Annotated in this window: 10 protein-coding genes; 6 read left to right on the top strand and 4 right to left on the bottom strand. The window is 68.6% G+C overall.

Features of this window, described 5'->3' with window-relative positions; genetic code table 11:
• Positions 1-116: 116 nt before the first annotated feature.
• Together NY1_RS34390 and NY1_RS34395 are read left to right on the top strand one after the other, a co-directional pair.
• Complete coding sequence (locus NY1_RS34390) at positions 117-1,529, top strand: MmgE/PrpD family protein (protein ID WP_169815444.1); 1,413 nt, start codon at positions 117-119, stop codon at positions 1,527-1,529.
• A gap of 202 nt (positions 1,530-1,731) precedes the next feature.
• Positions 1,732-2,703 (top strand): alpha/beta hydrolase, encoded by a 972-nt coding sequence (locus NY1_RS34395; protein ID WP_067721338.1) that lies wholly within the window; start codon positions 1,732-1,734, stop codon positions 2,701-2,703.
• Positions 2,704-2,766: 63 nt separating this feature from the next.
• On the opposite strand, the gene NY1_RS34400 is transcribed toward NY1_RS34395, so the two are convergent.
• Positions 2,767-3,672 (bottom strand): hydroxymethylglutaryl-CoA lyase, encoded by a 906-nt coding sequence (locus NY1_RS34400; protein WP_067721339.1) that lies wholly within the window; start codon positions 3,670-3,672, stop codon positions 2,767-2,769.
• A gap of 120 nt (positions 3,673-3,792) precedes the next feature.
• Between NY1_RS34400 and NY1_RS34405 the strand changes: the two genes are divergently transcribed.
• Entirely contained in the window at positions 3,793-5,004 is a 1,212-nt protein-coding gene (locus NY1_RS34405; RefSeq protein ID WP_067721340.1) for a CaiB/BaiF CoA transferase family protein, read from the top strand.
• Positions 5,005-5,014: 10 nt separating this feature from the next.
• Complete coding sequence (locus NY1_RS34410; RefSeq protein ID WP_067721341.1) at positions 5,015-5,647, top strand: isochorismatase family protein; 633 nt, start codon at positions 5,015-5,017, stop codon at positions 5,645-5,647.
• Between the two features lie 72 nt (positions 5,648-5,719).
• On the opposite strand, the gene NY1_RS34415 is transcribed toward NY1_RS34410, so the two are convergent.
• Positions 5,720-6,193 (bottom strand): (2Fe-2S)-binding protein, encoded by a 474-nt coding sequence (locus tag NY1_RS34415; protein WP_067721342.1) that lies wholly within the window; start codon positions 6,191-6,193, stop codon positions 5,720-5,722.
• A gap of 224 nt (positions 6,194-6,417) precedes the next feature.
• Here NY1_RS34415 and NY1_RS34420 point away from each other — a divergent pair, with 224 nt between their 5' ends.
• Positions 6,418-7,908 (top strand): PucR family transcriptional regulator, encoded by a 1,491-nt coding sequence (locus NY1_RS34420; protein ID WP_067721343.1) that lies wholly within the window; start codon positions 6,418-6,420, stop codon positions 7,906-7,908.
• Positions 7,909-7,926: 18 nt separating this feature from the next.
• Here NY1_RS34420 and pucD read toward each other — a convergent pair whose 3' ends face one another.
• Positions 7,927-10,242, bottom strand: a complete 2,316-nt coding sequence (gene pucD, locus NY1_RS34425; RefSeq protein WP_067721344.1) for a xanthine dehydrogenase subunit D — start codon at positions 10,240-10,242, stop codon at positions 7,927-7,929.
• A gap of 325 nt (positions 10,243-10,567) precedes the next feature.
• Here pucD and NY1_RS34430 point away from each other — a divergent pair, with 325 nt between their 5' ends.
• On the top strand, positions 10,568-11,362 hold the full coding sequence (locus NY1_RS34430) for a GntR family transcriptional regulator (protein ID WP_067721345.1): 795 nt from the start codon (positions 10,568-10,570) through the stop codon (positions 11,360-11,362).
• 3 nt (positions 11,363-11,365) lie between these two features.
• Here NY1_RS34430 and NY1_RS34435 read toward each other — a convergent pair whose 3' ends face one another.
• Positions 11,366-12,355, bottom strand: coding sequence for an amidohydrolase family protein (locus tag NY1_RS34435; RefSeq protein WP_067721346.1), 990 nt, complete (start codon positions 12,353-12,355; stop codon positions 11,366-11,368).
• Positions 12,356-12,376 lie beyond the last annotated feature (21 nt).

Raw genomic sequence — 12,376 nt, forward strand, 5'->3', positions numbered from 1 at the left:
CAGCGGCCGCGACCAGCCGCGCACGGCGGTTGGCCCGCTCCGGGGTACCGCCACGAAATACGCCAAGGCCGGCACCACGTGGTCCCGCGACCGGTCCGCGAGTGGAAGGTTCGCCGATGAATGAGAGCACGGTGGTGACGCGGCTGGCGGACTTCGCCGAACAGGCGCGGCGCAAGGGGGTGGGCGCGGAGTTGCGGGCCGATGCGGCCCGGCGGGTGCTGGATGTGCTCGGCAACAGCCTTGCGGCGCAGCACACTCCGGCGGCCGCTGCGGTCGGAGCGTTGATCGGCGAGTGGGGCGGTGCGCCCCGCGCCACCGCATTGGGGACGGCGGGCCGGTTTCCGGAGGCGAGTGCGGCGCTGCTGGGCGGGACGCTGGCGCACGCCTTGGATTTCGACGACACCCATCTGCCGTCGATACTGCATCCCTCGGCGTCGGTGGTGCCGGCGGCGCTAGCGGTCGCCGAGGCGGTCGGGGCGCGCGGGGCGGCGCTGCTGGACGCGGTCGCGGCCGGGATCGAGGTCACGGTGCGGATCGGGATGGCCGGATACGATGAGCGCCTGGGCAATTCGGTGTTCTTCGAGCGCGGGCTGCACGCCACCGCCATCTGCGGGACGCTGGGCGCGGCGACCGCGGCGGCCATGTTGTACGGGCTGCCCGCCGACGGCATCGCGCACGCACTCGGCATCGCCGCGAGCATGGGATCCGGGTTGCTGGAGGCGAATCGGACCGGCGGCACGGTCAAGCGGGTGCACTGCGGCTGGGCGGCGCACGCCGGGGTCAGCGCGGCCGGTCTGGCCCGGCACGGCCTCACCGGGCCGCCGACCGTCATCGAGGGCAGATTCGGTCTACTGCAAGCGTTCTGCGGCGAGCAGGCGCGGGTTGCGGTGATATTGGACCGGCTCGGTGAGGAGTGGGAGCTGCCCGGTGTCTTCTTCAAACCATATCCCTGCAACCACTTCACGCACGCCGGCATCGACGCAGCGCTGCGCCTGCGGGCTGCCGGCGTCACCGAGGACGCCGTGGCTCGACTGATCTTGGGCACACCGACGCCGGCATTACGCACCATCGGCGAACCGCTGACCGCCAAGCGCAGACCGGAATCCGGTTACCACGCGGCGTTCTCGGGGCCGTACACGGTGGCGGCGGCACTGCTGGGCGGCGGCGGTCTCGGAGTCTTCCACGCCGATTTCACCGATGCCGCCGCCCGCGACCCGCGCCGAATCGCTCTGGCCGCCAAGGTCGAATGCGTCTCGGACGCGCGGTGCGACGCGGTGTTCCCGCACCAGTTCCCGGCCGTTCTGAGCGCCGAACTGCACGACGGGCGCATCCTGACCGAACGCGTGGAGGTCAATCGCGGCGGGCCGGGCAATCCGCTGTCGGCGCACGAGCTGACGACCAAGTTCCGGCTCAATCTCGAGTCCGCGGGCACCACGGCCCCGGCCGACGACATCAGCGAGATCGTCTATGCCCTGGCCGATCTCGACGACTTGGCGAAACTTCTTGCCGTGATCCGTCCGCCGGAATAGGAAACCGGCCGATCTTCGGAGGGGCCCGACCGCTACGGCGGCCGGGCCATTCGGCATGCCCGGCCCGCCGTCCGGAATCCGAAACACGCAGCGGGAAAGCTCTTTTCGACACCTTCAACCCATTGACTCACGAGCGTTTCAGACCCTTAATTGTCGCCATGAGAGAAACGTGGTTTCTCGATGAGAGACAAGGGAGTCATCCGTGAGAACCAGAGCCCTGGCCGCCATCCTCGGCCTCACCGCGGCCCTCGCCGCCTACTGCGGAGCGGTCCAGCCCGCCGCGCATGCCGACGCCGCGGTCACCAAGGTGGAGAACAAGGTCGATATCCGCTGCCCTTTCCAGACCCTGCACCAGAGCAGCGACTGGTACTTCCCCGCCGGCAACCCCAAGGCCCTGCTGTGGCTGCAGCACGGGTTCACCGGCTCCAATGACGCCATGGACGACACCGCGCGCAAATTCGCCGAGCAAGGGTTCCTCGTCTTCGCCCCGACGCTCCCGACCGCCAACCTGCTCGGCTGTACCATCGCCAATCTCGGCAACAACACCGATTTCCTGCACAATGTGGCCGACCTGTTCGGCAAGGCCACCGACCCCGGGGACAAGCTCGGGCGCAGCTTCGCCGACGCCAAATCCAAAGCCGGGCGCGGGAACCTGACCCTGCCCACCGCGATGGTGTTCGCCGGGCATTCGGCCGGCGGCGAGGCGGTGCCCTATGTCGCGCAGCAATTGCGGTCCGGGTATGCCGGCGCGTTCGCCAATCTGCGCGGGCTGATCCTGTTCGACCCGGTGAAGAGCTTCATCGGCAACAACCTGAGCAGTTCGCTCAACCATCTGAGCAACACCACCCTGCCGGTGCTCGCCATCAGTGCTCCGCCCTACAGCTGCAACAACAACGGCTCCGGCACCGCCGAACTGCAAGAGCAGCTGAACCGCTCGTTCCTGGGCGTGCGGCTCACCAGCGGCGCGCACATCGATGTCGAGGCCGCCAGCGCACCCGGACCGGACAAGACCGCCTGCGGCACCCCGCAGGACAAGAATGTGGCCGCGCTGCAGAAACTCTCGACCGGCTGGGCGAACGATTTCGTCAGCGGTTCGACCACCGCGGATTACTACCCCGGTGGCGGCTACTACGAGGGCCTGCGCACCGCGGGCACCATCGAAACCCTGTCCTGATCCCCCTCGGCCCGTGGTGACGGCGGAAGACCGTCCGCACCACGGGCTTTCGCCGGTCCGCGCTCAGGCTGCCGGGAAGCCGCCGGCGCGCCCGAGCAGGGCGGGCACCGGCTTGCCGAGCACCTCGCCCAGCCAGGCGCCGGTCTCGCTGACCCGATCCATCCGGACACCGGTTTCGATACCCATGCGATCGAGCATGTACAGCAGGTCCTCGGTGGCGATATTGCCGGTCGCGGCCGGAGCGAAGGGGCAGCCGCCGACACCGCCGGTGCTGGCGTCCAGGACGCGGGCGCCGGCCTCGAGCGCCGCGATCGCATTGGCGTATCCGGTGTTGCGGGTGTTGTGGAAATGGCAGCGCACCACCGCTTCCGGGGCCAGCGCGGCGGCGCCGGTCACCAGCGTGCGGACCCGGTCCGGGGTGCCGACGCCGATGGTGTCGGCCAGTGCGATCTCCTCCGGTCCTGCCGCGGCGACCCGGCGCACCAGATCCAGCACCCGCTGCGGGGGCACCTCCCCTTCGAACGGACAGCCGAAGGCGGCCGCGATGGTGACGGTGCGGAGCAAGCCGGAGGCGGCGGCGCGATCGGCCAGCGCGTGCCAGCGGTCGATCCCTTCCCCGGTACCGCAGCCCTGATTGCGGCGGCTGAAGGTATCCGTCGCCACCACGACGACATTGATCTCGTCCACGCCGCAGGCCAGCGCCCGGTCCAGGCCGCGCTCGTTGAACACCAGCCCGGCATAGGAGACGCCGTGACCGCGCGGTACGCCCGCCATCACCGCTTCGGCGTCGGCCATCTGCGGAACCCGTTGCGGGTTGACGAAACTCACCGCCTCGATACGGCGCAGCCCGGCCGCGACGGAGCGTTCGATCAGCCGGATCTTGTCGGCGGTGGCGACGATCTCCGATTCGTTCTGCAGTCCATCCCTGGGCGCGACTTCCAGCACGGTGACTTCCACGGCGACCTCCATAACTCATACCTTGCCGCGTTGTTTCTCTCAGGGATACAGTGTATCCACTTTCGCGTACCGTACCCCCGCCCGCGCCCCGATTCGATTGCGGCGGCGCGCGTTCCGAGATGGAGGGCCACCATGCCAGCCGCACCGACCCCGACCGGCCCGCTGCGCGATCTGCGCGTCATCGAGATGGGCCAGCTGCTGGCCGGGCCGTTCTGCGGCCAATTGCTCGGCGATTTCGGCGCGGAGGTGATCAAGCTGGAGGCGCCCGGCGTCGGAGATCCCATGCGGCAGTGGGGCCGCGAACAGTCCCAGGGCAAATCCCTGTGGTGGCCGGTGGTGGCGCGCAACAAGAAATCGGTCACCTGCGATCTGCGGGATCCGGAGGGTCAGCGGCTGGCTCGTGAGCTCATCGCCCGCGCGGACATCGTGATCGAGAACTTCCGGCCGGGCACCATGGAGCGCTGGGGTCTGGGCTACGAGCAGCTGCGCGAAGGCAATCCGGGGCTGATCATGGTGCGGGTGACCGGGTACGGCCAGACCGGGCCGTACGCCCCGCGCGCCGGGTACGGCTCGATCGGCGAGGCCATGGGCGGAATCCGTTACACCACGGGCGATCCGGACTCCGCCCCGGCGCGCACCGGCATCTCGATCGGCGATTCACTGGCGGCGGTGTTCGCCACCATCGGCACCCTCGCAGCCGTCCATCACAAGGACCGCACCGGGCAGGGACAGCTGGTCGACTCGGCCATCTACGAAGCGGTGCTGGCCATGATGGAATCGCTGCTGCCCGAATACGCCATCACCGGATACCAGCGCGAACGCACCGGATCGGTGCTGCCCAACGTCTCCCCCAGCAATGTGTATCCGACCGCGGGCGGGGAAATGATCCTCATCGCCGCCAATCAGGACTCCGTCTTCGCCCGGCTCACCGAACTCATGGGCCGGCCCGAATTGGCTTCGGATCCACGGTATTCCAACCACACCGCCCGCGGTGCGCGCATGGACGAGCTCGACGACCTGATCGCGGACTGGACCCGCGGCGCCGACGCCGACGACCTGCTCGAGCGGTTGCACCGCGGCGGCGTGCCCGCCGGGCGGATCTTCACCGCGCGCGATATGTTCGCCGACCCGCATTTCGCGGCCCGCGAGGCCATCGCGCGCATCGCCCATCCCGAGTTCGGCGAGCTGCCCATGGCGAACGTGGTGCCCAAGCTCAGCGCCACCCCCGGCAATATCCGGCACGCCGGACCCGAACTGGGACAGCACAATTCCGAGATTCTCGGCGGACTCCTCGGCCTGGACACCGAGCAGCTCACCAAACTCGCCGCCACCGGCATCATCTGAGGACCGCGCGATGCAGGATCTGAACGAGGACGCCCGCAACGCCGGCTACGGACTGCCCTTGGGCGCGGGCGAGCGCCCGGCAGTGCTGGTGATCGATGTGTGCGCCGCCTACGTCACCGACGGCTCGCCGCTGCGCGCCCCGGTCGAGGACGCCGTCCGCGCCACCGCCACCCTGGTCGCCCACGCGCGAACACATGGCTATCCGGTCGTCTTCACCAGGGTCAGCTTCCGCCCCGGCACCACCGACGGCGGCCTGTTCCGGCGAAAGATCCCGAACCTGGCGGTCTTCGAAGCGGGCAACCCCCTCGGCGAATTCCTCGACGACCCCCGCCCGCTCCCCGCCGAAGCCGTGGTGACCAAGCAATACCCGAGCGCATTCCACGGCACCGCCCTGGCCGGCAACCTCACCGCCGAACGCATCGACACCCTGCTCATCACCGGCCTCACCACCAGCGGTTGCGTCCGCGCCACCGCCACCGACGCCATGCAGCACGGCTTCCGCAGCCTGGTCGTCGCCGACGCCTGCGGCGACCGCGACCCGCGCCTGCACGACGCGAACCTCTACGACCTCAACGCGAAATACGCGGACGTGATCACCCTCGACGCCGCCCTGCACCTGCTGTCGCGACCCGGCCCCGACTGATCCCGGACCGGTCGAGGACTCGTGAGTGACGCACTCGGGGTGGGCGAGTCGATTCGTCGCCACCACGCCCGCTCACCCGGCTGCCGTCCGGCGGGCCGCGGCCAACCGCACGGCCTCGAGCACCTTGGCGTATCCGGTACAGCGGCACAGATTCCCGGCCAACGCTTCACGAATCTCGGCGTCGGTGGGGTCCGGATGCCGTTCGAGCAGGTCGTGGGATTGCACGATGAGTCCCGGGGTGCAGAAGCCGCACTGCACCGCACCGGTGTCGATGAATGCCTGCTGCACCGGATCGAGGTCGCCGCCGCGGGCGAGTCCCTCCACGGTCCGCACCGAGCGGCCGTGCGCCTGACCCGCCGCCACCATGCACGAGCAGACCGCGGTACCGTCCAGATACACGGTGCAGGAACCACATTCGCCCTGTTCACAAGCGTTCTTGGCGCCGGGGAGACCGATGCGGTCGCGCAGCACGGTCAACAGGCTCTCCCCTTCCCAGACGTCCTCGACGGTCTCGTGCGAACCATTGATATCGAAGCTCACGCGCATCGGCCCGGATTCCTTTCGTCAACCTCACCATAAGAGGGGGGGCAGTTCGTCGCGACGGCGAACGGACACCGAAGCTGTTGTTGCCCAGCACTTTCGGCAATGCGGGTAAGTACAGCGGGCCGAGCTGCCTGCGGGCAAGAGGCCGAATGCTCGAAATGTGCCCCACCTCACAGTGGAAAGTTTGTGGGTATGTCCAGGCGCCCCAACTGTTAGCGTTGGCAACCGTGCGACTGCGCTCCGTGCTCGCCATGACGGACCTGGGTCTCGAACTCATCACCGGCGAAGAAGACCTGGATCGTCTCGTGCGCTGGGCGGTCACCACCGACCTCTCCGATCCCAGCCGCTATCTCTCCGGAGACGAACTGGTGATCACCGGAATGCACTGGCGGCGAGACGATTCCGACAGCGATACCTTCGTGCGCGCGCTGGCCGGAGCCGGAGCCGCCGGCCTGATCGTGGGCCAGGCCCGGTACGGCTGGATCCCGGACGATGTCGTCGAAGCCTGCCGCCGGCACCGCATCCCGCTGCTGCGGGTGCCGGAGACGGTCACCTTCGCGACGGTGACCGAAGGGGTCAACCGCAGCCTGTCCACCGGCCGATCCGCCGACCTCGGCGCGGTGCTGGACCGCCACCGGCAGGTCGTCACCGGCGGCGGGCTGGACTCGATCCTCGGCCTGATCGAACGTGATCTCGGAATCCGCTGCCGGATAACGTCTTTCACTGGACGGGTGCTGGCCGGGCAGCCGTTTCCGCCGGGCCATGAGATCGGTGCGGCCCTCGGCGTCCGCCTGCCGCCGTTCGTCGTGCGCGATCACGGAGCGCCGTACTCGGTCCTCGCGGTGCACGAGGACAGCGCCGCGCGCCCGATCAATCGGTATCTGGTCTGCGCAGGCGATTACACGGACTGGCCGATGGAGCGGCGCACGGTCCTGCGCGAGCTCGCCGCCATCGCCGCGCTGGAACACATCCGTGACGGCCGGCCTACCGTGCAGGACCGGATCGCTCAGGAATTGATCGAGATGATCGTCCGGGAAGCCGAACCGGCGGAGATCGTTTCGCGCCTGGAATTCATCGGCACGGTATCCGGGCGGCAGTACGTCGTGGTGGCGGCGGCAGCGGCGGAACTGCGCGCGGCCGAGCTGCGCGAGGTAGTGCGCGAGATCCTGCATGACCGAATCCCCGCGATCGGCATGCTCGACGGCGTGGGAATCGCGCTGATAGCAGCCGAAAACGATGTCCCCCTGGCGATCCGCCGCGCGGTCGAATCACCCGCCGTGAGTCGGCACGGCGGCGGACTCGCCGTCGGCGTGAGCCGTGCGGTGGAACGCGCGGGCCTGCGCGGCGCGGTGGAGGAGGCGCGCCTCGCGTGCCGCACCGCCGCGGCCGGCGCCGGGCCCGCGCGCGTGGTCAGCCATGACGAGCTCGCCACCCACGTCCTGCTGCTGTCCAGCGTCCCCGACGAAGTGCGCCGCATGTTCCGGCACCGCCTGCTCACCCCGCTGCACGCCTACGACCGGCGGCACCGCACCGACCTCACGCACACGCTCGAGACGTTCCTGCGGGTGTCCGGCGCATGGACCACATGCGCCGAACTGCTCCATATTCACGTCAACACACTGCGCTACCGCATCCAGCGCATCGAGGAACTCACCGGGCGAGACCTGGCGCGCCTCGAGGATCGCGTGGACTTCTTCCTGGCCCTCACCCTGTGGTGAACAGCCGTGGCTACCGGGTCAGGCGCCGACCCGCGGCAGGGCGATCTCATCGGGTCGGACCGGCACTCGCGGCAGCTCCAATCCGGTGGCGTCACGCAGCGCGTTCATGATCGCCGGGGTGGACGACAGCGTGGGCGGCTCACCGACCCCGTTGAGTCCGTACGGCGAATCCGGATGGGGAAACTCGAACAGCATCACCGGCATACTCGGCACATCGAGGATGGTGGGGATCAGATAGTCGGTGAACGACGGATTCCTCACGCGCCCTTGGCCATCCAGCAGAATCTCCTCCATCAGCGCCAGACCGAGGCCCTGTGCGCTCCCGCCGTGGATCTGGCCTTCGACCGCCATGGGATTCATCGCCTTGCCGACATCCTGGGCCACGGCGAGTTCCACCACCCGCACCAACCCGAGTTCCTCGTCGACGTCCACCACCGCGCGGTGCGCACAGAACGCGAAGGCGATATGGGCGCTCCCCTGCCCGCGTTCCGGATCGATGGCCTGGGTCGGTCGATGGTGATACTCGAAAACCCTTTCCAGCGTTTCGGTTCCGACCAGCTCGGCGATCGATGCCACCGGGTCGCCGTGCGCCGCATCGACGACCGCGTTCGCGCGCAGCGCGAGACCCACGGCGTCGCGACCGCACGCCCGCGCCGCCCGCCGCAGGATCTCCCGGGCGATCTGACGGCAGGCGCCCTGCACCGCGCCACTGGACATCCAGGTCATGCGCGACGCCGAGGAGGAACCCGCGTCACCGATCCGAGTGTCCGCGGGCAGCACCACCACCTGCGTGACGCCCAGTTCGGTGGTCGCGATCTGCGACTGCACCGTCGTGATCCCCTGTCCGCATTCGGAGGCGGCGGTGTGGATCGACGCGACCGGCTCGCCCGCCACGATCGACAGCGTCACCCGGGCCGTGGAGATGTCGTCGACCCCGCCGGAATACCCGATCGCCTTGACTCCCACCGCGTATCCGACGCCCCGCCGAATGCCTTCGCCGTGCGTCGTATTGCCCACGCCGCCAGGCACTGTGCGCAGGTCGAAACCTTCCTCCGGTTCCGGCAGCGGCCTGGACCGCAATGCGGTCAGCAGCTCACGCACCGGAGCGGGACCGTCGATCGGCTGGCCCGTCGGCAGCACCGTGCCGGTCGTCATGGCGTTCTTCAGCCGCAGCTCGAGCGGATCCATGCCCAGCGCCCGCGCGAGCTTGTCCATATTGGATTCGCAGCCGTAGGCCGACTGCACCGCGCCGAATCCGCGCATCGCGCCACACGGCGGGTTGTTGCTGTAGACCACCAGGCCGTCGATCTCCGCATGCGGGACCTCGTACGCGCCCGCCACGAAATACGCGGCGTTGGCGATCACGACCGGCGAGGTGGAGGTGTAGGCGCCACCGTCGAGCAGCAGGCGGGCCTTGACGTAGACGAGTTTTCCGTCGCGGGTCGCGCCGTGCTCGTAGCGCATCTTCGCGGGATGCCGGTGCACATGCCCGAAGAAGGACTCGTAGCGGTTGTAGACCATCTTCACCGGTTTGCCGAGCCGCAGCGCGAGCATGCAGGCGTGCACGTGCACCGAGAGGTCTTCCTTGCCGCCGAAGGCGCCCCCGATCCCGGCCATCGTGAGCCGGACCTTGTCCGGGGGCAGGGCCAGACAGGGCGCGAGCTGTTCGAGATCCTTGTGCAGCCATTGGGTCGAGACGTACAGCTCCACGCCGCCGTCCGGGCTGGGGATCGCCAGGCCGGATTCGGGGCCGAGGAAGGCTTGATCCTGCATGCCCACCTCGTATTCGCCGCTGACCACGACCTCCGCCGCGGCGCGGGCGCGGTCCATATCGCCGTGGCGAATCTTGACGTGCCGCACCAGATTCGAGTCGTTGTGCAGCACCCGTGTGCCCGGCGCGAGGGCGAGTTCGGCATCGGTGACCGGCGCCATCACCTCGTAGTCGACCTCCACCAGTTCGGCTGCCCGGCGCGCGATCTCGGGATCGTCCGCCGCCACCAGCGCGATCGGCTCGCCCTGATAGCGGACCTGGTCGATGGCCAGGACCGGCTGGTCGGCGATTTTCATCCCGTAGGTCTTGGCTCCGGGGACATCCTCGTGGGTGAGGACCGCATGCACGCCCTCGACCGCGGCCGCCTTGCTGATGTCGATCGACCGGATGCGCGCCGCGGCGTGCGGGCTGCGCACGGTGGTCGCCCACACCATGCCCTCCATCCAGAGGTCCGAGGAGTAGGCGAACTCGCCGGTGACCTTCAGCGCGCCGTCGGGCCGCGGCGCGCTGTCGCCGACGCCCAGGCCCGCTCCGGTGCGCGCGCCGCGCACCAGGGCCGTCATCGCGGGCTCCGCACGAGAGCGCTGGCCGTTCGAGATCGAAATACGTTGAGCGGAATACACATTGGGGGTCTCCTAGGACGCGAGGCGCATCGGACGCCGGGATGTGAGAGAGAGCCGGCCCATTCCCACTCGGTGACCGCCACCCCCAGCGGCCGTCGGCGCATCCCGACCGGAACCCACACTCAGTGAACACGCGTAAATCGAAGGCTGTCAAGGCTTTTCGGCACCAGCCGGTCAGGGTGCGGCAGGCGGGGCGATGCCGTCGCGGCCGCCGAAACATTGCATGTAATATTGCGAAAACCGCCCCACAGGAGGACCCATCGACATGCCCGAGTCGCCAGCTCCGGAGAACGCCTCCGCCGCCGCGCTGCTCACCGACCGCACCTACGAGGCCCTCAAGCTGGCGATATTCCGCAACCAACTCACCCCCGGCACCGCCCTGAGCGTGCCCGAACTGGCCCGCCAGCTCAATGTGAGCCGGACGCCCGTGCGCGAGGCGGTGCAGCGGTTGATCTACGAGGGCCTGGCCAAACACGTATCGCATCGCGGGGCCCAGGTGAGCAAGGTCGATATCGCCGACCTGCGGGAGCTGTACGTGGTGCGCGAGCAATTGGAAGGGCTCGCCGCTCGGCTGGCGACCGAGCGCCTGGACGCGGCGGGGCTGCGCACATTGCGGGAGATCATCGCCGAGCACGAGGGCGTGCTGACCGATTCCGCGAACGAGGCGGCGCATATCAACCTGGATATCCGCTTCCACCGGACCGTGCGCGAGATCGCCGGAAATCCGCATCTCACCGCGACTTTGGAACCGCTCGCCGGGCGCTCGCATCTGGCGCTCCACTCGCTCTGGCGCGGCGCGGAGGCCCCGCGCTTCGCACTCGACGAACACACCGGCATCGTCGACGCGATGGCCACCGGCGATCCGGAACTCGCCGAACAGGCGGCGCGGCAGCATATTTCGCGGTTGCGGGTCCGGCTTTCCCAGGCCACCGAGCGCGAGGAGCCCGCTGCGGGCGAACCGGGCCGGCGCAAGTTCTCCCTGGTCGTCGGCGACGACGCACCGGCGGAACCCCGAGGGCGCAAGCCGCGTCGTGCTCGCGCCCTCGGGACCGCCCGCTGACGGCTACTTGCCCGCCGACGCCTCCTCCGCCCAGGCGGACGGGGTGTAGTCGCCGTAGTGGTCGGCATGGGAATTGGTGGCCGACGCCTGCGGGATGTCACCGCGCAGGTACGCCTCCGCCTGGGCCTGATCCTTCGGCGGCGGGGTCGGCGCCAGCCCGAGCAGTTTCGCCATATTGTTGCCTAGGTAGCCCTCGAGGTCGTCCTCGGACAGGTTCAGTCCCTGCGGCGGCTCGTGGCACAGCACTTCGAGTTCACGCGCCCACATCCCGGGTTCGTTGGGCGGTGAGTCCGTGCCGAACACCATCTTGCTCTTCTTCATCTCCTTCGCGAATTCCACGATTCGTGACTGCAGCAGCCAGCCGGATTCGCCGATGACGTTCTGGGAGTCCTGGATCATCCAGAACGCCTCGAAGCAGTAGACGCCGCCGGTTTGAATGCCGAAGTGGCCCAGGATGAAGTTGACGCCCGGGAATTCCCGGATGATCGGATAGAACTGGGTCGGAATGGAATACGGGCCGTCGCCGGTGTGGATCAGCACGGTCACTCCGAGCTCGTCACAGACGCGCAGGGCCGGGCGCAGCCAGTCGAGGGCCCGGTCCGGGCGGTAGGAGTGCATATTGGCGTGCAGCTTCATCATCTTGTAGCCGTGTTCCTTGACATGGAACGCCAGTTCGGCGGCCCCGTTCTCGGGTCCGAATCGAGGGTTGTAGATGAAGTTTCCGATGAAGCGGTCCGGATAGTTCTGCACCAGCGAGGTGATATAGGCCTGATAGTCGCGAATGCCCTCGCGGCCACTGCGATTACCTTCCCGCCAGGCCGTATTGCCCGGTGGCGGCATGATGCAGCTGACGTCGACCCGGCGTGGTTTGCCGTTGATCCAGAACGGCCCGTCCATCATTTTCAGGACGCGTTCCCCGGTGAACGGTTCACCGGTATGCCGCCAGGCCTCGTCCACCAGGTTGGTGGGGTGCACATGCGTATCGATGATCACTGCGATTCTCCTTGATCAGGT

Origin of the sequence: Nocardia yamanashiensis NBRC 100130 (assembly GCF_001613325.1) — a bacterium.
Classification (GTDB): domain Bacteria; phylum Actinomycetota; class Actinomycetes; order Mycobacteriales; family Mycobacteriaceae; genus Nocardia; species Nocardia yamanashiensis.